This is a genomic window from Actinoplanes siamensis, from assembly GCF_016862395.1.
Classification (GTDB): Bacteria; Actinomycetota; Actinomycetes; order Mycobacteriales; family Micromonosporaceae; genus Actinoplanes; species Actinoplanes siamensis.
In genome coordinates this window covers 94,227-117,588 of sequence record NZ_BOMW01000035.1, presented here as the reverse complement: position 1 = coordinate 117,588, position 23,362 = coordinate 94,227, and the positions used below count along the sequence as shown (strand labels likewise).

Here is a 23,362-nt window from a genome sequence, read left to right as displayed (position 1 = left end):
GTCTCAGGGCTGCTGGAGCAGCCGGTCGTACTGCTGTTGGACCACCGACCAGTCCCAGGTGGCCAGTGCGTGCTCGGTGGCCGCGTCGCCGGTGCCGCGCCAGATCTCCTCGGTGGCGGTGTGCTCCAGGATCCGCCGCGCCGCGTCGGCAGGAGTCTCCACCATCCACTCGGCCGGGAAGATGCTGCGCGCGCTGTGCGCCCGCCCGGCGAAGAACGGCCAGTCCCGCACGACCGGGACCGCGCCGCTGGCGGCGCCCTCGATCACGCCGAGGTGGAAGCTCTCCCGCACCGAGGCGCTGAGCACGACGCCGACCCCGGTGAGCGCGCCGGCCACGTCGTTTGTCTGCCCGAGCCGGCGGACCGCGCCCTGCGCCTCGAACTCGGCGAGCTCGCGCAGGTACTCCTTGTGGTACGCGGCGGCCTGTGGGGTGGGCGAGCCGTCCAGGTCGGCGCCGATCAGCAGCAGGTTGTACCGCTCGTCGTGCCTGCGCAGCTCACGCAGCACCTCGAAGGTCCACCGCGGATCCTTCGCGATCCGGCTCTGCCCGATCTGGGCGAGCGTGAACCGGGCCTGCGGATCCTTCGGGCGGCGGAACTGGTCGAGCCGGGCCGCGTTGGTGACCACGTGGGTGCGCGGGGCGCCCGGCTCCCGCAGCCGCGGCGCCACGTCCAGCGTGTAGTCCAGCAGCGGCTCGGAGACGAACACGTAGTCGTCCATCCGGGACACGTCCAGCATGTGCGGGAACATCGTGAACGCCTCGAAGAGGTGCAGGCGCACGATGATCCGGGTGTCGCCGGGGTCGACCATGGTGAAGAGCACCGCCTGCGCGACCGACCACTCGACCCAGACGGTGTCGGCCCACTCCAGCGAGGGCGCGAACCACTCCCGCAGCCGCTCCGCGTAGCCCGGGTCGCCGCCGAGCTTGGCCTTGATCATGAACGGCACCCGGACCATCTTCGCCTTCTCCGGATCGGCGAGCAGGTCCAGCGTGCGTACCTCGAAGGCGGGGTCGTTGGCGTAGCGCTCGCGGATCGTGCCGAGGAAGTTCTCGTTGCCGCGGGTGACGAAGAGCAGCCGGTGCGGCCGGTCGGTGGGCGGCGCCGCCGCCGGGGTGCGGCGGCCGTGCGAGGCGGCCATCGTGCGCCCGACCAGGCTGCGGTGCAGCGGCGCCAGGAAGGCGGTGGGATCGGGCGCCATCGGCGAGCTGAGCCAGTCGAAGTGCACCGCGCGGTGGAAGAGCAGCTGGAGCACCTGGAAGGTGGAGGCGGTCGCCTTGTCGTAGTCCTTGCGGGCCAGCGCCGCGTCGGCGACGGCCAGCTCGGCGGTGACCGCGTCGAGCAGGAAGTCCGGGATGGTGCCGGCGTCCAGTTCGTCCTTGGCCGCCGCGATCAGCAGCTCGGCACGGGCCGCGGGCTCGCGGACCAGCTTGGCGACGCGCAGCCGGGTGGCGGCCGCCTCGGCGGGCAGGCCGAGGCCGGTGAGCTTGCCGGCGATCCGGCGGCCCAGCGCCCGCCGCTGGGCGTCGCTCAGGCCCGGCGCGGTGAGCAGCGCCTGTCCGGCCCGGCGGCCCCGCGGGTCGCTCAACGCCTTGCCCACGACCTTGTGGCCGGCCTTCTTGGTGAAGCGCTTGGCGCGGTCCCGGATCTTCTTCAGTACCTGCGTCATGCGGAGTGCGCCTTCGCCTGTGAAGTGGGGGAGGTCAGAATTCCGGGCTCAATCTACGCTACCCGCCACATCGGGGATGACTGACCTTGAGTAGCGTGGATTGCCTAGCGCGGGTGTCGCCTCTAATCTCCGCGGTGGCCATTCCCCTCCACCTGGCATGATCAAAAGTAGGAGCTTTCATGGGTACGGACGAGGCGCCCTCGCGCCGGATCGTCATGCTCGTCGACAACGGCGTGAACGGCGACTCGCGGGTGCAGAAGGAAGCCCGTTCCGCGGCCGAGGCCGGCTGGGACGTGACGTTGCTCGGCCGCTCGCCGGACAACCAGGAGCACACCTGGATGCTCGGCCCGGCCAAGGTCCGGCTCGTGCCCGTGCCGCTGCACCTGGACAAGCGGCCGCACCAGTTCCGCCGCCGCTGGCTGATGGCCCCGCTGGCGTACCCGCAGACCGGCGTCGGCGACCAGCGCGGCCAGTCCGTCAAGGCGTGGCGGGCGAACATCTCGATGGACCGGCTGACCAGTCCGGGCGGGGCGCGCGAGATCTCCCGCAAGGTGCAGTGGCAGGCGTCCCGGGTGGTCAACAAGTGGGTGTCGGTCCGCCAGCGGCAGACCAAGAAGGCGCTGACCGCGCGCAAGCAGCTGGACAGCCCCAGCGACAAGCTCTACACCTGGTTCTGGAGCACGGTGCAGGGTCCGCGCGCCTGGCGCCGGCTGGAGCCCGTCCTGTGGGACTGGGAGCTCGGCTTCGGCCCGGTGATCGACAAGATGAAGCCGGATCTGATCCACGCCAACGACTTCCGGATGCTCGGGGTCGGCGCGCGCGCCAAGATCCGGGCGAAGGCCAAGGGCCGGGACATCAAGCTGGTCTGGGACGCGCACGAGTTCCTGCCGGGTGTCCGCCCGTGGACCAACCACGCCCGCTGGCGCGCCGCCAACATCCTGCACGAGCAGGAGTACGTGCCGTACGCGGACGCCGCCATGACTGTCTCCGACGACCTGGCCGGCATGCTGCAGGAGGCGCACCGGCTGCCCGAGCGCCCGGCGGTGGTGCTGAACACCCCGGCCGCCGAGCACGCCCCGATGGACGCCGCCGGCACCCCGATCCCCGACCTGCGGGAGCTGTGCGGCATCGGGCCGGACGTGCCTCTGATCGTCTACAGCGGCGCGGCGTCGATCCAGCGTGGCCTGGCCGTCATGATCGAGGCGCTGCCCAAGCAGCCCGGCGTGCACCTGGCCCTGGTCACCAACAACCACAGCAGCGGTTACATGGGCGGGCTCCGCAAGCGGGCCCGGGCGCTGGGCGTGTCCGAGCGGGTGCACTTCCTGCCGTACGTGCCGCACTGGCAGGTGGTGCCGTTCCTGTCCGCCGCCACCCTGGGCGTCATCCCGATCTTCCACTTCCCGAACCACGAGATCGCCCTGATCACGAAGTTCTTCGAGTACTCGCACGCCCGGCTGCCGCTGGTGGTCAGCGACGTCCGGACGATGGCCGGCACGGTGCGGGCGACCGGGCAGGGCGAGGTCTTCACGTCCACGGCCACCCCCGAGGAGCAGGCGCCGGCGGCGGACGTCGAGGACTACGTCCGGGCCGTGCAGCTGGTCCTCGACGACCCGGAGAAGTACCGGGCGGCGTACGACAAGCCGGGCCTGCTCGACGGCTGGACCTGGGACGCGCAGGCCAAGGTGATGACCTCGCTCTACCGGCGGGTCCTCGGCGAGTGAGCGGCGCGGGCGATCAGCCGGCGGAAGCCGGCCGGTCGCCCGCCTCCAACTCGGCCAGCCGGCGCCGCAGCGGTCGGACGACCAGGTCGGCGAAGGTGTGCTCGCCGGTCAGCCGCAGCAGCGCCGGCAGTCCGGGCTCCGGGCCGTCCAGCGTGATCGGCGAGTCGTCCAGGTAGGACCGCAGCGGCGCCAGCCGCTCCACCCGCGCCGCGATCACCGCGCAGTACACGCCGTGCCGGTTCGCCTTGTCCACCGGCACCGCCTGTAGCACCTGGCAGCCGGCGCCGACCAGCGGGTCCAGCACCAGGTGGTACGGCAGGTCGGCGACCGGCCAGCCGAGCAGCAGCAACAGCCGCCCACCGGCCGGCAGGCCGCGCAGCGCGGCGCTCCATCCGTCCGGCGGCTGGTCCGGGCCCACGAACGCGATCATCAGGGCGTCCGGGTCGAAGGGCTCGTCGGCGGCGCGCCGCGGGGTCTCCGGCCGCATCGGCAGCAGCGCCCGCAGCAGCTCGTCCTGATTCCCGCCGCCGGCCCAGACGACCGAGTCCGCGCCACCGGCGAGCGCCGGCAGTTCCTTGATCAACATGTCCTCACCGCCGGGTGAACGCGTAGAGGCCGATGACGCTGGCCCGGAAGTCGTACGGATGCCAGCCCTCGAACCGCAGGCCGCAGTCCTGGAGCAGGGGCAGGTAGCTGCGGCGCCCGCGCAGCACCTGGTAGTTGCCGAAAGCCTGGTCGTGCTCCTCGTGCCAGTCGGCCACCAGCAGCCGGCCGCCGAGCCGTACCAGCGACGCCAGGTTGCGCACCGAGCGCTCCCACTCGGCGTCGTCGAGGATGTGGAACAGCACGTCCACGCAGATCACCGCGTCGTAGAGCCACGGGCTGCGCCATCCGGACAGCGACGACCGGTGGAACCGCGGCCCGCCACCCTCCTGACGGGCGTGGTCCAACGCCACCTCGCTGGCGTCGATCCCGTCCACCTGATGACCGAACCGGGCCAGCTCCCGGCTGAACCAGCCCTTGCCGCATCCGGCGTCCAACAGGAACAGCGGGGCGACCGGTGAGGACTGCAGGCCGATCAGGTCCATCAGCAGCGCCAGTCGCCGGATGTAGAACATCCGGTTGGTGGCCTCGTCGAACGCCATGTGGCCACCCGAGCGGAGGTCGCTCTCCTGCTGGTGCCGCTCGTTCCAGTACGCGGCGGCTTCCACGTCGCTGAGTAGCGCCATAGCGGCCAAGAATACGCCGATCAGAATGCGATCGAAGGTGGACACAGCGTATCGAACCCACCTTGATTCCCGAAACCGGCGTGTCGTCGCCCGGCGCGGCGTCCCCGGACAAACTCCCCGGACCGGAGGTGAGTGCCGGACGCGGGTTCGCTCCGCTACCGGCGTGGCCTACTCTTCTACACGGTCACCGTCAAGCTGGACGACCGCTCGCGGCCCCCTGTGTTTGGTCAAGAGGCTCTGCGACGGTCAATACGTTCGGGGCGAGACGTTTCGCCGGGCGCCTGGTCCGGAAGTTGTACCGGCGCTAGCCCCGCCAAGGAGGAAAGACTCTCGCATGAAGATCTGTGTCGTCGCCCTGGGCAAGATCGGGCTGCCGCTCGCCGTCCAGTTCGCCTCCAAGGGCCACACCGTGATCGGCGCGGACGTGTCCGAGCCGACCGTGCGCAAGGTGAACGCCGGTGAGGTCCCGTTCCCGGGTGAGGCCGACCTCGACGTCAAGCTGAAGGAGGCGGTCAGCGCCGGCCTGCTCACCGCCACCACCGACACCGCGGCCGCGGTCGCCGAGTCGGAGGCCGTCGTGGTGGTCGTGCCGCTGTTCGTGGACGCGGACGGCAAGCCGGACTTCGGCTGGATGGAGTCGGCCACCAAGGACATCGCCCGCGGCCTGCGCCCGGGCACGCTGGTCAGCTACGAGACCACGCTGCCGGTCGGCACCACCCGCAACCGCTGGGCGCCGCTGCTCCAGGAGGGCTCCGGCCTGGTCGCCGGCGAGGACTTCCACCTGGTGTTCAGCCCGGAGCGGGTGCTCACCGGCCGGGTCTTCGCCGACCTGCGCAAGTACCCGAAGCTGGTCGGCGGCGTGAACGAGGCGTCCGCCGCCCGCGGTGTCGAGTTCTACCAGGCCGTGCTGGACTTCGACGAGCGTGCCGACCTGGACCGGCCGAACGGCGTCTGGGACCTGGGTAACGCCGAGGCCGCCGAGCTGGCGAAGCTGGCCGAGACCACGTACCGGGACGTCAACATCGGCCTGGCCAACCAGTTCGCGCGGTACGCCGACACCCTCGGCATCGACGTGAACCTGGTCATCGACGCCTGCAACACCCAGCCGTACAGCCACATCCACCGGCCGGGCATCGCGGTCGGCGGGCACTGCATCCCGGTCTACCCGCGGCTCTACCTGTGGAACGACCCGACCGCCACGGTGGTCCGGGCGGCCCGTGAGGCGAACGCGGGGATGCCGTCGTACGCGGTGGACCTGCTCGCCGCCGCGGTCGGCGACCTGACCGGCCGCAGCGTGCTGGTGCTGGGCGCGGCTTACCGGGGCGGCGTCAAGGAGACCGCGTTCTCCGGCGTCTTCCCGACCGTCGAGGAGCTCAAGGCGCGCGGCGCCACGGCGTACGTCTCGGACCCGATGTACACCGCCGAGGAGCTGGTCGCCCACGGCCTGCCCGCGTGGGAGGGCCAGGCGGTGGACTCGGCGATCGTGCAGGCCGACCACGCGGAGTACCGCAACCTCACGCCTGCCGAGCTGCCGGGCGTCGAGGTCGTCGTCGACGGCCGCCGGGTCACCGACCCCGAGCGGCTGGGCTCGATCCGTCGCGTGGTGATCGGCGGCTGACGCCGTACCGGATGATCGGTTTCGACGGGCCCCCGGTCGAGGACCGGGGGCCCGTCGCCGTTCTCAGGGGCGTTTCGCCGGATCCCGGCTGACGATCTCGCCCTTCTCGTCCACCCAGCCCGCCGGCCGCGCCGGGTTGCCGCGCACCAGCTGGTACGGCTCGACGTCCTTGGTCACCACCGAGCCGGCCGCGATCATCGCGCCCTCACCCACCGTGATGCCACAGATCAGTGTCGCGTTGGCGCCGATCGACGCGCCCCGGCGGATCAGCGTCGGGGTGATCGTCCAGTCCGGGTTCTGCGCGCGCGGCCGCAGGTCGTTCGTGAACACCACGCACGGGCCCACGAACACCTCGTCCTCGATCGTCACGCCCTGGTAGACCGAGACGTTGTTCTGAATCTTGACCCGGTTGCCGACCACCGCGTTCGCGTCCAGGTACACATTGCGGCCGATCACGCACTCGTCGCCGACGACGGCGCTGGAGCGGATGTGCGCGATGTGCCAGATCTTGCTGCCGGCCCCGATCCGGGCGCCGTCCTCCACGTCCGCCGAGGGGTGGATGAACGGCTCGCTTGAGTTGGAGTTCATGCCGGTAGTCTCCCGCTCGCCGATTTCCGGCGGGAAACCGGCTCGGCGGAAAGCCCGCCCTCCGATCACCCATGATGACCGGACGACTACCCTTGGTTTCGGTACCCTTGTCGCACCCGGATGCTGCTCCACCGGCGACTGACGGTCGAGCGCCGAGCCGTTATGTTTTTCTGCATGACCTCCATTCCGCTCGCCGAGGAACTTCTGCTTCTCGCGTACGACGATCAGACGGGCAAGGCGACCGGCTCCCGGATCGGGCTCGATCTCGGCATGGCCGCGGCTGTGCTGATCGATCTCGCGCTGGCGGGCCGAGTCGCCTATGTCGACGGCTACCTGCAGGTCAAGGACCCGACACCGATCGGGGACCCGATCGCCGACGCCGTGCTCGCCAAAGTCGACGAGGACCAGCCGCACACCCCGGCCCAGTGGCTGCAGCGCCTGCGGCACCGGCTGCGCACCCGGGTCCTGGAGGATCTGTGCGCCCGCGGCGTGGTGAAGGATGTCGACGAGACCCAACTGGACTTCATCCACGTGCACCGGTACCCGACGACCGACCCGGCGTTCGAGGCCGAGATCCGGGGCCGGCTCAAGGACGCGCTGACCACCGACACGGTGCCGGACGAGCGCACCGCCGCGCTGGCCACCCTGCTCTGCGCGGCCCGCATGGAGCCGGCGCTGAAGCTGCCGCCGGAGGAGGCCGGGCAGGCCCACCGCCGCCTGCAGGAGATCTCCGCGGGCGCCGGGTTCGCCGGGGGAGCCGGCATGGAGGACTCCATCGTGCGCCCCAGCGTCGCGCTGGTGGTCGCCACCCTGGGCAAGGCCATCTCGGCCGCGCTCGGCGCCCCCAAGGTCGCCTGACGAGTCTCCCGGGTGTCCCGTGGACACCCGGGAGGCCCGATCAGACCCCGAGAACCGCCGCGATCTCGGCGCGCAGCGCCCGCAGCCCGGCCGAGGCGCGGCTCCGGGCCGCCGGCACGTCACCGTCCGCTACCGGTTCGACCACTTCGAGGTACGCCTTGAGCTTCGGCTCGGTCCCGGACGGGCGGATCACCACGCGGGCCGCAGCGGTCGCGAAGGTCAGCACGTCGTTCTCCGGCAGACGGTCCAGGACCTCTGTCACCTGGGCGCCGAGCAGCGAGGCCGGCGGGCGGCGCCGGGCCCGTCCCATCGCGGCGCCGATCTCGGCCAGGTCCTCCACCCGCACCGACAGCTGGTCGGTGGCGTGCACGCCGAACTCGACCGCCAGCTCGTCCAGCCGGTCGCCGAGCGTGCGCCCCTCGGCCTTGAGCCCGGCGGCCAACTCGGCGACGGTCAGCGCGGCGGTGATGCCGTCCTTGTCGCGCACCAGCGCCGGGGCGACGCAGTAGCCGAGCGCCTCCTCGTAGCCGAACGCGAGGTCCTCAGCGGCCCGCACGATCCACTTGAAGCCGGTCAGGGTCTCCGCGTAGGGCACGCCGCGCGCCGCGCACAGACGGCCCAGCAGGGCCGACGAGACGATCGTGGTGGCGTACGCGCCGGGCACGCCCCGCCGGATCAGATGGTCGGCCAGCAGCACCCCCAGCTCGTCCCCGCGCAGCGGCCGCCACGTGCCGTCCGGGCCCGGGATCGCCACCGCGCAGCGGTCCGCGTCCGGGTCGTTCGCGATCGCCAGGTCCGCCCCGGTCGTGCCGGCCAGCGCGATCAGGTGGTCCATCGCGCCCGGCTCCTCCGGGTTGGGAAACGCGACGGTGGGGAACTCCGGGTCCGGCTCGGCCTGGTCGGCCACCACGGCCGGCGCGGCGAACCCGGCCGCCGTGAACGCCTCGGCCAGAGTGCCGCCGCCGACGCCGTGCAGCGGGGTGTACGCGACGGTGAGGTCGCGGGGGCCGTTCTCGGTCAGGACGGCGGCGGCGTTCCGGACGTACCCGGCAACGGTCGTCTCGTCCAGGACCGTGCCCGCGTCGCCCAGCGGAACCGAGGCGGCGCTCGCGACCGCCCGGATGGCCGCCTCGATGCCGGCGTCGGCCGGCGGCACGATCTGCGCGCCGTCGCCGGCCGGACCGCCCAACTGCGCGCCGAGATAGACCTTGTAGCCGTTGTCCTGCGGCGGGTTGTGACTGGCCGTGACCATCACACCGGCCACCGCGTCCAGGGAGCGCACCAGGTACGCCAGCACCGGGGTGGGCAGCACCCGCGGCAGCAGCAGCGCCGCACGGCCGGCGGCGGTCGCCACCCGGGCGGTCCGCTCGGCGAACTCGCGTGAGCCGTGCCGGGCGTCGAACCCGATCACCAGCGGACCCCGGCCGCCCTGCTCGTCCAGCCAGGCCACCAGGCCGGCCGCGGCGCGGGTGACCACCGCGAGATTCATCCCGTTCGGCCCGGCGCGGAGCCGCCCGCGCAACCCGGCGGTGCCGAAGGTGAGGGGGCCGGTGAACCGGTCGCGCAGCTCGGCGGCGGTGGCCGGCAGCCCGTCGATCAGTTCCCGCAGCTCGGCCCGGCTCGCCGGATCCGGATCGTCCGCGAGCCAGGCTTCGGCCGCCGCCCTCAGCTCAATATCAACTTCTGGTGCCATTACGGATTGATAGCACACCAGCCGTCACTGGTTGAGCTGGAAGCTCTCCGCCATCGCCGCGAAGTACTTCTTGCTGTCGTCGAACTCGGCGGCCGGAGTGGTCAGGAAGAACGAGTACATCGTCCCGTCGACCTGGGTCATCCGCCAGATGCCGTGGCGCATCGCGTCGCCGGTGCCGCACGTGTACTCCAGCTCGGCGGCGGGGCGCCCGGCGACCTGCACGTCCGAGTTGGTGCTCAGCGACTTGAACGGACTCGGGCAGTTCGCCGACTTCTTCAACCCGTTCGGCGCGATCTCGGTGACGAACCGCTGCGGCGTGGCCTTGCCCGGCTCGGCCAGCACACGCACCTTGCGCAGCTTGTCGTCCGGGTCGATGTAGTCCACATACGTCCCGCCGGCGGTGCGCTTCCAGCCGGCCGGCACCTTCACCGAGATGGCCTTGTTGCCGGAGTAGTCCTGGGTCTGCACACCGGCGGCCGCGGCGGCCGCGTTGTCCTGCGGCTGGGCCACCGAGGCCGGCGGGGTCGCCCCGTCGTCGCCACCGGTCAGCGAGAAGATCAGGATGATCGCCAGCAGCGCGGCCGCGGCGCCGCCGCCGACCGCCAGCTGCTTGTTGCGCGGCCAGCCCCGGAACGTCCGGACGGCGCGGGAGGTGCTGTCCTGCACCGCCTGCGTCGCGTTCTGCAGCGCCATCCGGCGTTTCGCGGCGGGGCTGGTCACCACTGTGCCCGGCCGCGCGCCGGCCGGTTGCTGCCAGACGCTCTGCGGCGGGATGACGCTGGTCGGACCGGTCGGCTGCGGCACCTGGTGGGCCGGCAGGACGCCGGTCGGGTACGCCGCGCCGGCCGGCTCGGGGGCCCGCCGCCGGCCGCCGCCCGAGTTCTGCTGCTCCAGCTTGCTCAGATGGTCGGTGAGCGACTCGCCCGGCGAGAGCATGGCGCGGCCGCCGATCTGGCCGGTGGGCTGCGGCGGGATCTGCTGCGTCTCGGCCGCGGGCGGCGGCGACACCGGCCGTGTCGCGGGCACCACCGAATAGGGGTCGGTCATCATGTGCGGCGGGCTCTTGCTGGCCAGCGGGCCGGCCAACTGCTGCCGCAGCAGGGTGCGGGCGGTCTGCACGTCCATCCGCTGCGCCGGGTTCTTCTCCAACAGGCCCATCAGCACCGGGGTGAGCGAGCCGGCCCGCACCACCGGGGCGGGCGGGTCCTCGACCACCGCGTGCATGGTCTCGATCGGGTCGCCCTTGTCGAACGGCGGGCGGCCCTCGATCGCCGTGTAGAGCGTCACGCCGAGCGAGAACAGGTCGCTGGGCGGGCCGAAGTCCTGCCCCATGGCCCGCTCGGGGGAGATGAAGTGCGGCGAGCCGAGCACCATGCCGGGCGTGGTCAGTTGCACGTCGGTGGGCATCCGGGCGACGCCGAAGTCGGTGAGCACACAGCGGCCGTCCTGGCAGATCAGCACGTTCGCCGGCTTGACGTCGCGGTGCAGCACGCCGTGCGCGTGCGCCACCTCCAGCGCGCCGAGCAGGGCGATGCCGATCTTGGCGACCACCCGCGGCGCGACCGGCCCGTCCTCGATCACCATGTCCGCGAGGCTGCGCGCGTCCAGCAGCTCCATCACGATCCAGGGACGCCCGTTCTCGTGGACGACGTCGTAGACCTGGACGACAGCGGGGTGCTGCAGCGCGGCGGCGGCCCGGGCCTCGCGCATGGTCCGCTCGTACATCGCGTCGCGGTCGCTGGGCGCCAGGCCGGGTGGGAGGATGACCTCCTTGATCGCCACGTCGCGGCGCAGCAGCGTGTCCGCCGCGCGCCAGACCGTGCCCATGCCGCCGTGACCCACTGCGGCGCGCAGCGTGTACCGCCCGCCGATCAGCGTGCCCGGGGCCGCGCGTCCGCTGAGGGAGGCCGCGTCGCCGCTGCTCCACGTTGGAATCTGAGTCACTGAGGATGCCACCGAGGGGGTCTAGGGGGCTGGGCCAACGGAGCTATCTTGCCCGGTCGCCTGTCGCAACGAAAGTCGCGTCCGCAGTGTTCATCAGGAAACGACCCAGGGTAGCTGCCGGGTGGCCGACGGTGGGGGTATCGACGTGATCTTCCTTACATCTTCCGGACAATGCTTATTGGCGGATCGGTTTGATGCCGCCACCGGAAGCACGGACGTCCTCCCGTTGGGCGGGGATCGCGTGCGACTTCGTGCCAGGGTGAAACGTACTAGTGGTGTGTCGCGTCACCTCTGCGATTCGCTACCCGTTGATGGAGTCGGCGGGCCGGGACGACCTCCCGCACCCGCCTCGAACCCGTCCGCAGCGCCGCACCATCGGGGCCGGCCATGTTTACCCGACCGTTACACAGCGTGACCAAATTCGGACTAAGCTGTCGCGCGTCGCCAAACCCGACGAAACCCGAGAGTGATCTGGAACCCGACGTGACTACTGCTCTGACGGCACCCGGAGGTGCCGATACGGCGTGGACCGAGCCCGAGCCCGGTGCCGACCCCCTCCCCGGCCGGCTGGACCGCTGGCTCGCCGCCCGGGGAGCCGAGCTGGTCGCAATCCGCAGGCACATCCACGCCCACCCGGAGCCGTCACACTCCGAGTTCGAGACCGCCGCGCTGATCGCCCGGGAGCTGACCGTGGCCGGCCTGTCGCCGCGCCTGATGCCCCGCGGCAACGGCGTGATCTGCGACGTCGGCTCCGGTGACCGGGTGATCGCGTTCCGGGCCGACCTGGACGCGCTGCCGCTGCACGACCTCAAGGACGTGCCCTACCGCAGCACCGTCGAGAAACTGGCCCACGCCTGCGGCCACGACGTGCACACCACCGTGCTGCTCGGCCTCGGCCTGGCCCTGGCCAAGCTCGACGAGCAGGGTGAGCTGCCCGGCCGGGTGCGACTGCTGTTCCAGCCCGGCGAGGAGGCCATCCCGTCCGGCGCGCCCGAGGTGATCGCCGCGGGCGGGCTCAAGGACGTGTCCGCGATCTACGCCCTGCACTGCTACCCGCAACTGCCGTCCGGCCTGGTCGGGGTGCGCTCCGGCCCGTTCACCGCGGCCGCCGACACGGTCCGGGTGATGCTGTCCGGTCCGGGCGGGCACACCGCGCGCCCGCACCTGACCGCCGACCTGGTGCACGCGCTGGGCCGGGTGATCGTCGACGTGCCGGCCCTGCTGGACCGCCGGGTCGACCCGCGCGCCGGGGTCTCGCTGGTCTGGGGCTCGGTGCACGCCGGTCAGGCGTTCAACGCGATCCCCGGCACCGGCGAGGTCAGCGGCACGGTCCGCATCCTCAACCGGCAGGCCTGGCGCGAGGCCCCCGAGATGATCACCAAGCTGATCCGGGACGTGGTGGCCGCCACCGGGGCCGAGGTCGAGGTCGACTACAAGCGCGGCGTCCCACCGGTGATCAACGACCGGATGGCTACGGCGATCATCGCCGGCGCCGCGGGGGCCGCTCTCGGGGCCGACCGGGTGGTCGAGGCGGAGATCAGCATGGGTGGGGAGGACTTCTCGTTCTACCTGGAGCACGTTCCGGGCGCGATGATCCGCCTGGGGACCGGGGTGCCCGGGTCGGATGTGCGGCACGATCTGCACCAGGGGGACTTCGACGTGGACGAGAGTTGCATGGGGCACGGGATCCGGGTGATGGCTCATACGGCTCTGGCCGCCCTTTCCTCCGGCACCTTCTAACCCCGGCACCTTCTAACCCCGGCACCTTCCAGCCCCGGCGCCTTCCAACCCGCCACCTTCGCGGGCCGCTCTCGCCACCATCCGCCGCTTCCGCGGGTGCGCCGCTTCCGCGGACATGCCGCTCCGGCGACCTCTGCGGAATCGCGTCGGTATGCGCGGTCTCGTGCGAACCGCGCTGTTCGGCGTGGCCTGCGCCATTCCATGAGCACCAGCCGGATACCGCAAGCCGCGCCGACGCCTTCGTCACCTGCGGTCTCTCGCCACCCCGGGTGAGAAGCCCGAGCGTGAGGCGGAGCCCGCTACGGCGGGCCGGGGCCGGCTACGGAGCGGCCGGCGATTCCGCCGGCGGCGCCGGCGGCGCGGCCGCGGGCTCCCGGTTCCCGCGAGCCCGGCGATAACGGCGCGCGAACCACAGCGTCCCCCACGCCGGCAGCCCCAGCGCGACGATCCACGGCAGCAGCGCGCCGAGGACGGTGAGCAGCACCCCCAGCGAGGCGACCAACGCGTCCCACCCGCCCTTGAGCCCACCGAGGAACCCCGCCGGATCGTCGTCGCCGGCGGCCGGTGCCTCCGGGCCGAGCAGGACCACGGTGACCGTGCTGAGCGCGGACAGATCGGCGAGGCGGCGCTTCTTGGCCTGCAGGGACGCCAGGTCCGACTCCCGGGTGGCCACTTCCTTCTCCAGCATCACCAGGTCGTTCAGTGACTTGGCCTGACCGAGCAGCTTGCGGCCGCTGTCCACCCGGGCCTGCTGGACCGCGATCCGGGCGTCCAGGTCGACCACCTGCTCGGTGACGTCCTCGGTGGTGATCGCCCGATTCTTCTCCGTACCCAGCTTGGCGATCTGTTCCAGCGCCGCGCCGAATCTGGCGGCCGGGATGCGCAGCTTCATCGTCGCCGTGTCGGCGCCGCCCCCGCCGCTCTGCCGCTCGTCGCCGGCGACGAAGCCGCCGGTCCCGCCGGCGATTCCGAGAGCCTGGGCCGCTGCCGCGTTGACGTCCTCGACCTGGACGGTGATCGTGCCGGTGTAGATGATCGAACGCTGCTCCACGCTCAGGTCCGGCGCCTGTGCCGTGGTGTCCTTGCCCTGCCCGGTGCTGCCGGCGCCGGCCTGGCGCTGGTCCGCCGGCGCCGGCTCGGCCCGACCCGCGGCGGGCGCGGCGGCCTCGCCGCCGGTCGACGAGGCCGCGTCGTCGGAGGCGCTGCCGGCGCCGCAGCCGGCCAGGAGCGCGCCGCTGATCAGCACGGCGCCGAACCAGATGTATCCCCGTTTCCGCATCATCACTCCGATCGTCGGTACGACTGACCGCTGGGACGTTCGGCAGCCGGTTCCCGGTTCCGGCAGACTGCGAGATGACCGGTCACGATTCAGCGACGGAGGAGCACCGTGCGTGTCACGAAGTTCACTCATTCCTGTCTACGGATCGAGGGGGCGGGGGTGCTCGTCGTCGATCCGGGCGAATTCTCCGAGAAGTCGGTACTGGACGGTGCGGATGCCGTGGTGATCACCCACGAGCACTTCGACCACCTGGACGTGGCGGCGGTCACCGCGGCCGTGTCCCGCCGGCCCGATCTGCGGATCTTCGCGCACGAGGAGGTCCTGAAGAAGCTCGGCGAGGTCGCCGAGGCGACCACGCCGGTGGCGCCCGGCGCGGAGTTCGCGGCCGCGGGCTTCGCCCTGCGGGCGTATGGCGGACAGCACGCCGTGATCCACCCCTACGTCCCGAGGATCGTCAATCTCGGGTATCTGATCTCGGACGGGAACACGAACGTCTACCACCCCGGCGACTCGTTCGTGGTTCCGGACGACACCCCGGTCGACACTCTGTGCGTCCCGCTCAACGCGCCGTGGCTGAAGATCTCCGAGGCCCTGGAGTTCACCCGCGCGGTCCGGCCGGACCGGGCCATCGCCATCCACGACGGCCTGCTCAACGAACGCGGCGCGGCCGTCTCCGACGGTCACCTGGAGAATTTCTCCGAGACCCGCTACCAGCACCTGGCACCCGGCGCCACGCTCGACTGACGTGCCGAACCTGATCGACGACGTGGTCCGGCGGCTCTACGAGGAGCCGCCGGACGGTTTCGTGGCGACCCGGGCCGCCGCGATCGCGGCGGCCCGCTCGGCGGGCGACCGGGAGGCGGCCAAGCGGCTCGCCGCGCTGAAGAAGCCCACCGTGGCCGCCTGGGTGGTCAACCTGCTGGCCCGCCGCCGGCCGGACCTGATCAGCGAACTGGTCCAGCTCTCCGGAGCGCTCCGGGCCGCCCAGCGCGAGCTGCAGGGCGACCAGCTGCGCGAACTGTCCCAGCAGCGCCGCGTCTTCGTGTCGGCCCTGGTCGCGGCGGCCCGCAAGCTCGCGGTGGCGGCCGGCGCCGGGGCGTCGAAGCTGCCGCTGGACGAGGTGGAGGCGACGTTCACCGCGGCCCTCGCCGACCCGGAGGTCGCCGACCAGGTCCGGACCGGCCGGTTGATCCGCGCCGCGGCGTACGCCGGTTTCGGTGAGGTCCCGCGTCCCCGCCTGCGCCTGATCACGGGCGGGGACGACGACCTCTCCTCCGACGCCGCCGAGCCGCCGGGGCGTGCCGCGCCGGACGGTGCCCAGAAGCGGCCGGCGCGGATCGCCGCAGGCGACAGCCGGGAGGATACGCCGGGGACAGCCGCCGAACAGGCCGCCCGGGAGGGAGAGGCTCGGGAGCTGTCGGCGCGGGAGGCACGCGAGCGGGCCGTCCGGGAACGCCGCCGCCGGGAGAACAAGCGGCGACGCCGGGAGCTGGAACGCGATCTGGCCTCGGCGGAGGCGGCCGAGCGGCGTGCCGACGAACAACTGGTACGAGCGGAGGCCGCCGAACGCGACGCCGAGGACCTGGTCGACGACTTGGAGGCGCAGCTGGCCGAGCTGGAGCGCCGCCGTACGGAAGCGGTCGCCGAGGTGGCTCGCCGCAAACTGGCCCGCCGCACCGCCGAACGCGAGACCGCCACCGCCCGCCGCCGGGTGGGCGACGTCCAAGCCGCCCTCGACGACCTGATGACCAACCCCTGATCCGCCCGGCCCCGACCCTGCCCGGACCCCGCCAAGCCCGGTCCCGCGTCATGCGATCTCAAGCCGGGATAGGGAGTACTAACTAGAGCGTTTTATTTAATCGGTCAGGGAGAGCAGAATCGGGCGGTGACCCCCGAACAGGCAGCGGCCAACGCCAAGGCGAGCGTCGCCACCATCGTCGGAGCCTTCGCCGAATCGCCGCAGACCCTGCGCCGGGCCCGCCTGTTGGGACTCTCCGGCTGGGCGTACCACGTCTCGGCCCGGGCCGGAGCGCTCGGTGACGTGCGGCCGGAGACGGTGGCGGCGGCGATCGCGTTCATCGCGCCGGAGGCGGTCACCGAGGGCTGGGAGTCGACGGCGAAGAGCTCGCAGCCGTCCGAGGTGGCGACCTGGCACCTGCGCGAGCTGTGCACCTGGGGCGAGGAGCAGGTGGGCGCATTCCCGCGGCTGGGCCGGCTGCTGGAGCTCGCCGAGCGGGTGGTGGACGGGGTGGATCCGGCGGGTCTGCCGCTGTTCGCGGCCTGGCGGGCGATGCCGGTGCCGAGCCAGGAGCCCGGGGCGCGGGCCGCGGTGCTGCTGCATCTGCTGCACGAGCACCGGCAGGGGGTGCATGTGATCGCGGTCCGGGCCGGCGGGCTGACGCCGCTGGAGGCGATCATCGCCGGGCCGGAGGGCGAGACCGGGGCGGTGGCGCTCGGGTGGCAGTCGCCGTATCCGGCGGCCGGCCCCCTGGTGCGGCGGCTGATGTGGGCCGAGGCGGTGGCGAACTCGCTGGCCGGGCAGGCTTTCGCGGTCCTGGACCGGACCGAGCGGGTGGAGCTGGCCGGTCTGCTGGAGTCGCTGGGTCACCGGTTCGCGCGCTGAGCCGTCCGGGTGAAATTGGTTGGCAACGGCCCGCCGGGCGTGGTCGGATCCCGGCATGAGCGCGCTTCGGCCCGGCTGGAGCATCCGCCGGCCCACGCTCGGCGACGTGCCGGCGATGCTGGAGTTCCACGCGTTCGCCGCCTACGCGGCCAAGGGGCGGTCGCAGGCCGGGCTCGGTGTGGACATGGCGAACCCGACGGAGGCCGCGCGCCTCTACCGGAAGGTCGGGATGACCCCGCTCTACCGGGCGAACGTGTATCAGACCACCGTGGCGGCGGCCGGCGTCAGGCCTCCGGGGAGGCCGTCCGGGTCGGGCGCCGGCGCAGGTCGCTGACGTAGTCGTCGGGGGCGCCGGCCTTCTCGGCCGCGTTGGCGATCTCGGAGAGATACCACGTGGTGGGCAGGCCGCCCTCGTAACCGGCGAAGACGTAGACCCAGGCGGGCACCTCACCGTCGAGCGTCGATACACGCACGGTGAGCTTCTGGTACGTCCCGGCGGGCACCCCCTCGACCTCGTCGAGCTGCGCCGCATCCCACGGATGCACGTCGTACAGGGAGACGAAGACGCGGTCGCCGGGCGACTCGACGATCGTCGTCACCGCCCCCTCCCAGCCGATTTCCCCTTCCCCGGCGAAGGTCAGGCGCCAGCCCTCGATCCACCCCACGCCGACCATCGGCGAGTGCGGACAGTAGGCCAGCATGCGGGCTGGGTCCAGGTTCGAGCCATACGCGGCGTAATGACGCACGGCGACGACGATAGCCGGATCTACGGTCGGTGAGAATATGAGTGGTGCGTGTCGGCACGTTCGATGGGGCTTTTACGCCGCAGGGAAAGCGTTGGAGGTCAGGTAATCGTGAGTCGGATCGTGATCATCGGCGGGGGACCGGGCGGGTACGAGGCGGCCCTGGTCGCCGCGCAACTCGATGCCGACGTGACCCTGGTCGAGGCGGACGGGCCGGGTGGCGCCTGCGTGCTGACCGACTGTGTGCCGTCCAAGACTTTCATCGCCAGCTCCGAGGTGATGACCGGGCACCGCCACAACGACCGCTTCGGGATCCGCTCCAGTGGGCTGGACGGGGTCAGCGTCGACGCGGTGGCGGTCAACGAGCGGGTGAAGAGGCTCGCGCTGGCGCAGTCCGGCGACATCCAGACCAAGCTGGTCAAGGCCGGCGTGGACGTGGTGCGCGGCCGGGCCCGGCTGGGCGAGGACCGGCTCGGCCACACCCATCAGGTGCTGATCACCCCGGAGGAGGGCCAGCCGTACGCGGTGGAGGCCGACACGGTCCTGCTGGCCACCGGGGCCACCCCGCGGGTGCTGCCGACCGCCCGTCCGGACGGTGACCGCATCCTCGACTGGCGCCAGGTGTACGACCTGACCGAGCTCCCCGAGCACCTGGTCGTGATCGGCTCCGGCGTGACCGGCGCCGAGTTCGCCAGCGCCTATCTCGCGATGGGCACCAAGGTCACCCTGGTCTCCAGCCGCGAGCGGGTGATGCCGCACGAGGACGCCGACGCGGCGATGGCGATCGAGCGGGTGTTCCGCGACCGCGGGATGACCATTCTCAGCCAGTCCCGCGGCGACTCGGTGGTCAACACCGGCGACGGCGTGCGGGTGACCCTCTCCAGCGGCCAGGTGATCGAGGCCTCGCACGCGCTGATCGCGGTCGGCGCCGTGCCGAACACGGCAGATCTGGGCCTGGCGGAGTACGGCGTGGCGGTCGGCGACGGCGGCTACGTCACCGTCGACCGGGTGTCGCGCACCAACGTGCCGGGCATCTACGCGGCCGGCGACTGCACCGGGGTGCTGCCGCTGGCCAGCGTCGCCGCCATGCAGGGCCGGATCGCGATCTGGCACGCGATGGGCGAGGCGGTGGCCCCGCTGCGCCTGCGCACCGTCTCGGCGAACGTGTTCACCGACCCGGAGCTGGCCACCGTCGGCGTCTCGCAGAACGAGGTGGACTCCGGCCGGACCCCGGCGCGTCAGGTGATGCTGCCGCTGACCGGCAACGCGCGGGCCAAGATGGCCGGTCTGCAGGACGGTTTCGTGAAGTTGTTCTGCCGCCCGGCGACCGGTCAGATCGTCGGCGGTGTGGTGGTGGCGCCGAAGGCGAGCGAGCTGATCCTGCCGATCACCATGGCGATCGAGAACAACCTGACAGTGGACCAGTTGGCCCACACGATCACGATCTATCCGTCGCTGTCCGGGTCGATCGCGGAAGCTGCTCGTCAGTTGATGCTGCACGAGATTCAGTGACCGGCTCGGCGGGCTCGTCCACCTCGTCGGGCTTGCCGCCGAAGAGGGCCAGGATCCAGCCGGCCGTCCCGAACACCAGGGCGGCGCCGGCCGCGATCGCGAACAGTCGCCAGGCGGACTGGGTGACCGCGGTGCCGCCCAGGTGCCCGACCAGCCCGCCGTAACTGGCCCAGCAGAGCGCGGCCGCGCCGTCGTACCCGACGAAGTGCCGGATCGGGTAGCCGGTGCGGCCGGCGTTGTATCCGGCGGCCATCCGGCCGCCCGGGACGAACCGGCAGAGCAGCACCACGAGCGGGCCGGGGCGGCGTAGGCCCCGGGTGAAGCGCTCGGCCGCCTTCCGGGCTCGCTGCTTGTTCCGCGAATTCTCACTATCCTCGCTGGGCGGGGCAAACCGGGCGTGAAGGGCGCCCAGGTGGCGTCCGGTGGAGCGGCCCAGCACGTACGCGACGGTGTCGCCGGTGAACATGCCCAGCGCGCCGACCAGGATCACCGCGGCCAGATGCAGATCGCCGTAGACGGTCAGCGCCCCCGAGGTGATCATGATGGCCTGGATCGGGATGACCGGAATCAGGGCGTCCACCGCGAGAAACCCGAAGAGCGCGAGGTAGACCCAGGCCGGCGAGGTGAGCATCGTCAGCAGATCGGTCATCGCAGGGGCCACCTCGCGGATTCAGGGCTCACGGCATTCTCCGCGAGCGCACCTGAGAGGGCGCTGTGTTCAGCATGCGCCTCCCCGTTGTGAACAAGGCCGTGATGCCCGCCACGGTACGGCCGGAGGGCCGGGTATCGCCCCGGATTTTCTCGCCGGGCGGGCCGGGCCGGGGCGTACGGTTGTCGCGGGCCCGACGGCGCCGGATCCCCCGTTCCGACGCGCCGTGGCCCCGGGCCGCCGGTAGGTCCCGTATCGGCGGCCCGCCCGCCATCTTGTCAGCGTCTAGTTATGCTCGATCGATGACGAGGCAGCGGTATCACCACGGTGACCTGCGGCGCGCCCTGCTGTCGGCGGCCGCCGAGGCGATCGCCGAGTCCGGGGTGAATTCGCTGAGCATGCGCGACCTGGCCCGCCGGGCCGGCGTGTCGCACGCCGCGCCCGGTCACCACTTCGCGGACAAGGCGGGCCTGCTCACCGCGCTGGCCACCGACGGTTTCCAGCAACTCGCCAAGGCCCTGGGCACGTCGCGGCTGGCCAGCAACAGCCTGCTGGAGCTCGGGGTGACGTACCTCCGGTTCGCCCTGGCCCACCGGGGCACGTTCGAGGTGATGTTCCGCACCGACCTCTATCACGCCGCCGACCCGGATCTGCTGGCCGCCCGGCAGCGGGCGGCGGACGCCCTGTACGCGGGGATGGCCGATCTGCCGGACGCGCCGGCGGTGGCCTCGGAGGAGGTGCGTGAGGTGGCTCTCGCCGCGTGGTCGATGGTGCACGGGTTCGCCACGCTGTGGCTGAGCGGCGCCTTTCCGGACAGCGCCGCGGAGGATCCGGTCGAGGCGGCTCGGGTGATCCTCGGGCGGGTCTTCACTCTGCACGCAGGGGTGATCCCGTCTCCAGAAGCGTCTTGAGGCTGGACAGGATCGACGGCCAGCCCTCCCGGACCATCTCCAGGGCGGTGCTGCCGGTGTCGAAGTCGTCGTGGGTGACGGTCAGCTTGACCAGCTTGCCGGCCTGCTCGATGTTGAACGTCACCGTCGACCGGCTCTCCGTGGACATCGACTCGGGCAGCCGGTGTTTCGCCACGAACTCCGGGGTGAACGTGTGCCAGGTGTACGACAGCCGCGATCCCGGCACCGACTCCAGCACCACCTGTTCCGGGTCGGTGATCGACAGGCCGTCCAGCTTCCAGGTGATCGGTGCGCCGGCCGTCCAGTCGGTGTCGAACTCCACACCCCAGTACTGACTGGTGAACTCCGGATCGGTGAGCGCCTGCCAGAGCTTCTCCGGCGTGGTGGCGATGTAGGTGGTGTAGGTGAAGCCCATGGGCGTGCCCTCCAATGTGGTCTTGAGGTCGGCGAGCGCCTGCACGCGCCCGCGGTGATATCTGCTGATCCAGCGGTCGGCGATGGCGTTGACCGGCTCGGCGTTGAGGTGGTGCAGCTTCTCCCGGCCGCGCCGGGTGGTCGTCACCAGGCCGGCAGATTCCAGGACGGCCAGGTGTTTGCTGACCGACTGCCGGGCCATGTCCAGGCCGGAGCAGAGCTCGCCCAGCGTCTGGCCGTCGCGCCGGTTGAGGCTGTCGAGCAGGTGGCGGCGGCTGGGATCGGCCAGAGCCTTGAACACGTCGTCCATCGCGACCAGGATACGCAGCCAGATGGCTGCATATCAAGAAAAGGATCAAACGCGAGAAGGACTCCGGGCTGAACTGCCGTTAGGCTTCTAGCCGTGCGGAAGATATTGATCGCCAACCGCGGCGAGATCGCCCTCCGGGTCATCCGGGCCTGCAAGGACGCCGGCCTCGGCAGCGTCGCCGTCTACGCCGACAGTGACCGCGACGCGCCTCACGCCCGGCTCGCCGACGAGGCGTACGCACTGGACGGCGAGACCGCCGCCGACACGTACCTGCGGATCGACAAGCTGATCGACGTCGCGAAGCGCTCGGGCGCCGACGCCGTGCACCCCGGATACGGGTTCCTCTCGGAGAACGCCGAGTTCGCCCAGGCCGTACTGGAAAGTGGTCTGACCTGGATCGGGCCGGGCCCGCAGGCGATCCGCGACCTCGGGGACAAGGTCACCGCGCGGCACATCGCGCAGCGCGCGGGGGCGCCGCTCGTCCCCGGCACCCCGGACCCGGTAGCGGACGCCTCCGAGATCGTCGCCTTCGCCGAGCGGCACGGCCTGCCGGTGGCGATCAAGGCCGCCTTCGGCGGCGGCGGCCGCGGCCTCAAGGTGGCCCGCACCGTCGAGGAGATCCCGGCACTGTTCGAGAGCGCCACCCGGGAGGCGGTCGCCGCGTTCGGGCGCGGCGAATGCTTCGTCGAGCGGTACCTGGACCGCCCGCGCCACGTCGAGGCCCAGGTCATCGCGGACACGCACGGCAACGTCGTGGTGGTCGGCACGCGCGACTGCTCGCTGCAGCGCCGCCACCAGAAACTTGTCGAGGAGGCGCCCGCGCCGTTCCTCACCGACGCGCAACGCTCCAAGATCCATGAGAGCGCGAAGGCGATCTGCCGGGAGGCCGGCTACCACGGCGCCGGCACCGTGGAATACCTCGTCGGCCAGGACGGGACCATCTCGTTCCTGGAGGTCAACACCCGGCTGCAGGTGGAGCACCCGGTCAGCGAGGAGACCGCCGGCATCGACCTGGTCCGCGAGCAGTTCCGGATCGCGGCCGGCGAACCCCTGGCGATCACCGAGGACCCGGTGCCGCGGGGGCACGCCATCGAGTTCCGGATCAACGGCGAGGACGCGGGCCGCGGGTTCCTCCCGGCGCCCGGCCAGGTCACCGCGCTGAACTGGCCGTCCGGGCCGGGCGTGCGGGTCGACTCAGGGGTCGAGACAGGCAGCGTCATCGGCGGAAACTTCGACTCCATGCTCGCGAAGATCATCGTGACCGGCGCGACCCGGGAGCAGGCGCTGGAACGCTCCCGCCGGGTGCTGGACGAGACGGTCATCGAGGGCATCGCGACGGTCCTGCCGTTCCACCGCGCGGTGGTCCGGGACGCGGCGTTCACCGGTGAGCCGTTCAGCGTGCACACCCGCTGGATCGAGACGGAGTGGAACAACGAGGTGGCGCCGTTCGGCGCCGGCGCCTCGCCGGGCGAGGCCGCCGAACGCGAGACCGTCGTGGTCGAGGTCGGCGGCCGGCGCATCGAGGTCCGCCTCCCCAAGAACCTGATCGGCGGTACGACGTCAGCCCCGGCCAGACGTGCCGGATCCACCCGCCCGCGTGGCGGGGCGGCCACCGCGGCGGCGAGCGGCGACAGCCTGACCGCGCCGATGCAGGGCACGATCGTGAAGGTGGCGGTGCAGGACGGCGACCAGGTCAACGAGGGCGACGTGATCGTGGTGGTGGAGGCGATGAAGATGGAGCAGCCGCTGCCGGCGCACAAGGCGGGCACCGTGTCGGGCCTGTCGCTGGAGGTCGGGGCCACGGTCACCGCGGGCGCCGTGATCTGCACGATCGCCTAGCTCCCGCGGGTATCCGCCTCGCC

The 23,362-nt window shown here is 71.9% G+C and carries 21 protein-coding genes; 11 read left to right on the top strand and 10 right to left on the bottom strand.

Annotated features, from left to right (window positions below; all coding sequences use genetic code 11):
• Positions 1-3: 3 nt before the first annotated feature.
• The gene (locus Asi03nite_RS19625; RefSeq protein ID WP_203681714.1) at positions 4-1,668 is read right to left on the bottom strand and encodes a glycosyltransferase family protein; all 1,665 of its coding nucleotides are present in this window, start codon (positions 1,666-1,668) and stop codon (positions 4-6) included.
• Positions 1,669-1,847: 179 nt separating this feature from the next.
• On the opposite strand from Asi03nite_RS19625, the gene Asi03nite_RS19620 reads away from it, so the two are divergent.
• A complete protein-coding gene (locus Asi03nite_RS19620) occupies positions 1,848-3,389 on the top strand; it encodes a glycosyltransferase family 4 protein (RefSeq protein WP_239102786.1) in 1,542 nt (513 codons plus the stop codon).
• Between the two features lie 13 nt (positions 3,390-3,402).
• On the opposite strand, the gene Asi03nite_RS19615 is transcribed toward Asi03nite_RS19620, so the two are convergent.
• On the bottom strand, positions 3,403-3,975 hold the full coding sequence (locus tag Asi03nite_RS19615) for a hypothetical protein (RefSeq protein WP_203681711.1): 573 nt from the start codon (positions 3,973-3,975) through the stop codon (positions 3,403-3,405).
• 4 nt (positions 3,976-3,979) lie between these two features.
• A complete protein-coding gene (locus Asi03nite_RS19610; RefSeq protein ID WP_203681708.1) occupies positions 3,980-4,618 on the bottom strand; it encodes a class I SAM-dependent methyltransferase in 639 nt (212 codons plus the stop codon).
• A 334-nt stretch (positions 4,619-4,952) separates the two neighbouring features.
• Here Asi03nite_RS19610 and Asi03nite_RS19605 point away from each other — a divergent pair, with 334 nt between their 5' ends.
• Complete coding sequence (locus Asi03nite_RS19605; protein WP_203681705.1) at positions 4,953-6,236, top strand: nucleotide sugar dehydrogenase; 1,284 nt, start codon at positions 4,953-4,955, stop codon at positions 6,234-6,236.
• Positions 6,237-6,299: 63 nt separating this feature from the next.
• On the opposite strand, the gene Asi03nite_RS19600 is transcribed toward Asi03nite_RS19605, so the two are convergent.
• A complete protein-coding gene (locus Asi03nite_RS19600) occupies positions 6,300-6,824 on the bottom strand; it encodes an acyltransferase (RefSeq protein ID WP_203681702.1) in 525 nt (174 codons plus the stop codon).
• A gap of 174 nt (positions 6,825-6,998) precedes the next feature.
• Here Asi03nite_RS19600 and Asi03nite_RS19595 point away from each other — a divergent pair, with 174 nt between their 5' ends.
• Positions 6,999-7,682: a GOLPH3/VPS74 family protein gene (locus Asi03nite_RS19595; protein WP_203681700.1), complete on the top strand. Its 684-nt coding sequence runs from the start codon at positions 6,999-7,001 to the stop codon at positions 7,680-7,682.
• 40 nt (positions 7,683-7,722) lie between these two features.
• Here Asi03nite_RS19595 and Asi03nite_RS19590 read toward each other — a convergent pair whose 3' ends face one another.
• Positions 7,723-9,375, bottom strand: a complete 1,653-nt coding sequence (locus Asi03nite_RS19590; protein WP_203681697.1) for a phospho-sugar mutase — start codon at positions 9,373-9,375, stop codon at positions 7,723-7,725.
• A 24-nt stretch (positions 9,376-9,399) separates the two neighbouring features.
• On the bottom strand, positions 9,400-11,319 hold the full coding sequence (locus Asi03nite_RS19585) for a serine/threonine-protein kinase (RefSeq protein ID WP_203681694.1): 1,920 nt from the start codon (positions 11,317-11,319) through the stop codon (positions 9,400-9,402).
• A gap of 483 nt (positions 11,320-11,802) precedes the next feature.
• On the opposite strand from Asi03nite_RS19585, the gene Asi03nite_RS19580 reads away from it, so the two are divergent.
• Positions 11,803-13,059: an amidohydrolase gene (locus Asi03nite_RS19580; protein ID WP_203681691.1), complete on the top strand. Its 1,257-nt coding sequence runs from the start codon at positions 11,803-11,805 to the stop codon at positions 13,057-13,059.
• A gap of 319 nt (positions 13,060-13,378) precedes the next feature.
• Here the strand turns inward: Asi03nite_RS19580 and Asi03nite_RS19575 are convergent, their stop codons facing one another.
• Complete coding sequence (locus Asi03nite_RS19575; RefSeq protein WP_203681761.1) at positions 13,379-14,338, bottom strand: DUF4349 domain-containing protein; 960 nt, start codon at positions 14,336-14,338, stop codon at positions 13,379-13,381.
• A gap of 108 nt (positions 14,339-14,446) precedes the next feature.
• Here Asi03nite_RS19575 and Asi03nite_RS19570 point away from each other — a divergent pair, with 108 nt between their 5' ends.
• The 4 genes from Asi03nite_RS19570 to Asi03nite_RS19555 all read left to right on the top strand — a co-directional run bounded on the left by Asi03nite_RS19570 (position 14,447) and on the right by Asi03nite_RS19555 (position 17,295).
• Complete coding sequence (locus Asi03nite_RS19570) at positions 14,447-15,082, top strand: MBL fold metallo-hydrolase (protein WP_203681689.1); 636 nt, start codon at positions 14,447-14,449, stop codon at positions 15,080-15,082.
• 1 nt (position 15,083) lies between these two features.
• Complete coding sequence (locus tag Asi03nite_RS19565) at positions 15,084-16,097, top strand: hypothetical protein (RefSeq protein ID WP_203681688.1); 1,014 nt, start codon at positions 15,084-15,086, stop codon at positions 16,095-16,097.
• Positions 16,098-16,223: 126 nt separating this feature from the next.
• Positions 16,224-16,961, top strand: coding sequence for an SCO6745 family protein (locus tag Asi03nite_RS19560; protein ID WP_203681686.1), 738 nt, complete (start codon positions 16,224-16,226; stop codon positions 16,959-16,961).
• Between the two features lie 55 nt (positions 16,962-17,016).
• Positions 17,017-17,295, top strand: coding sequence for a hypothetical protein (locus tag Asi03nite_RS19555; RefSeq protein ID WP_239102784.1), 279 nt, complete (start codon positions 17,017-17,019; stop codon positions 17,293-17,295).
• On the opposite strand, the gene Asi03nite_RS19550 is transcribed toward Asi03nite_RS19555, so the two are convergent.
• A complete protein-coding gene (locus Asi03nite_RS19550; RefSeq protein ID WP_203681685.1) occupies positions 17,246-17,707 on the bottom strand; it encodes a gamma-glutamylcyclotransferase in 462 nt (153 codons plus the stop codon). The two genes, Asi03nite_RS19555 and Asi03nite_RS19550, sit on opposite strands and share 50 nt — an antisense overlap.
• 108 nt (positions 17,708-17,815) lie before the next feature.
• On the opposite strand from Asi03nite_RS19550, the gene Asi03nite_RS19545 reads away from it, so the two are divergent.
• Entirely contained in the window at positions 17,816-19,216 is a 1,401-nt protein-coding gene (locus Asi03nite_RS19545) for an NAD(P)H-quinone dehydrogenase (RefSeq protein WP_203681683.1), read from the top strand.
• On the opposite strand, the gene Asi03nite_RS19540 is transcribed toward Asi03nite_RS19545, so the two are convergent.
• Positions 19,143-19,865, bottom strand: coding sequence for a DedA family protein (locus tag Asi03nite_RS19540; protein WP_203681680.1), 723 nt, complete (start codon positions 19,863-19,865; stop codon positions 19,143-19,145). The genes Asi03nite_RS19545 and Asi03nite_RS19540 overlap by 74 nt on opposite strands.
• 302 nt (positions 19,866-20,167) lie before the next feature.
• On the opposite strand from Asi03nite_RS19540, the gene Asi03nite_RS19535 reads away from it, so the two are divergent.
• Positions 20,168-20,776 carry a TetR/AcrR family transcriptional regulator gene (locus Asi03nite_RS19535; protein WP_203681677.1) on the top strand — a complete coding sequence of 203 codons (609 nt, stop codon included), beginning with the start codon at positions 20,168-20,170 and terminating at the stop codon, positions 20,774-20,776.
• On the opposite strand, the gene Asi03nite_RS19530 is transcribed toward Asi03nite_RS19535, so the two are convergent.
• Complete coding sequence (locus Asi03nite_RS19530) at positions 20,733-21,500, bottom strand: ArsR/SmtB family transcription factor (protein ID WP_203681674.1); 768 nt, start codon at positions 21,498-21,500, stop codon at positions 20,733-20,735. The genes Asi03nite_RS19535 and Asi03nite_RS19530 overlap by 44 nt on opposite strands.
• A 93-nt stretch (positions 21,501-21,593) precedes the next feature.
• Here Asi03nite_RS19530 and Asi03nite_RS19525 point away from each other — a divergent pair, with 93 nt between their 5' ends.
• On the top strand, positions 21,594-23,339 hold the full coding sequence (locus Asi03nite_RS19525; protein ID WP_203681671.1) for an acetyl/propionyl/methylcrotonyl-CoA carboxylase subunit alpha: 1,746 nt from the start codon (positions 21,594-21,596) through the stop codon (positions 23,337-23,339).
• Positions 23,340-23,362 lie beyond the last annotated feature (23 nt).

Bases quoted from the DNA above. Each gene is read 5' to 3' on its own strand.
- Asi03nite_RS19540 (WP_203681680.1), bottom strand. From the start codon at position 19,865: ATGACCGATCTGCTGACGATGCTCACCTCGCCGGCCTGGGTCTACCTC.
- Asi03nite_RS19595 (WP_203681700.1), top strand. From the start codon at position 6,999: ATGACCTCCATTCCGCTCGCCGAGGAACTTCTGCTTCTCGCGTACGAC.
- Asi03nite_RS19605 (WP_203681705.1), top strand. From the start codon at position 4,953: ATGAAGATCTGTGTCGTCGCCCTGGGCAAGATCGGGCTGCCGCTCGCC.
- Asi03nite_RS19555 (WP_239102784.1), top strand. From the start codon at position 17,017: ATGAGCGCGCTTCGGCCCGGCTGGAGCATCCGCCGGCCCACGCTCGGC.
- Asi03nite_RS19530 (WP_203681674.1), bottom strand. From the start codon at position 21,500: ATGGACGACGTGTTCAAGGCTCTGGCCGATCCCAGCCGCCGCCACCTG.
- Asi03nite_RS19610 (WP_203681708.1), bottom strand. From the start codon at position 4,618: ATGGCGCTACTCAGCGACGTGGAAGCCGCCGCGTACTGGAACGAGCGG.
- Asi03nite_RS19615 (WP_203681711.1), bottom strand. From the start codon at position 3,975: ATGTTGATCAAGGAACTGCCGGCGCTCGCCGGTGGCGCGGACTCGGTC.
- Asi03nite_RS19590 (WP_203681697.1), bottom strand. From the start codon at position 9,375: ATGGCACCAGAAGTTGATATTGAGCTGAGGGCGGCGGCCGAAGCCTGG.
- Asi03nite_RS19575 (WP_203681761.1), bottom strand. From the start codon at position 14,338: ATGCGGAAACGGGGATACATCTGGTTCGGCGCCGTGCTGATCAGCGGC.
- Asi03nite_RS19620 (WP_239102786.1), top strand. From the start codon at position 1,848: ATGGGTACGGACGAGGCGCCCTCGCGCCGGATCGTCATGCTCGTCGAC.
- Asi03nite_RS19535 (WP_203681677.1), top strand. From the start codon at position 20,168: ATGACGAGGCAGCGGTATCACCACGGTGACCTGCGGCGCGCCCTGCTG.
- Asi03nite_RS19625 (WP_203681714.1), bottom strand. From the start codon at position 1,668: ATGACGCAGGTACTGAAGAAGATCCGGGACCGCGCCAAGCGCTTCACC.
- Asi03nite_RS19600 (WP_203681702.1), bottom strand. From the start codon at position 6,824: ATGAACTCCAACTCAAGCGAGCCGTTCATCCACCCCTCGGCGGACGTG.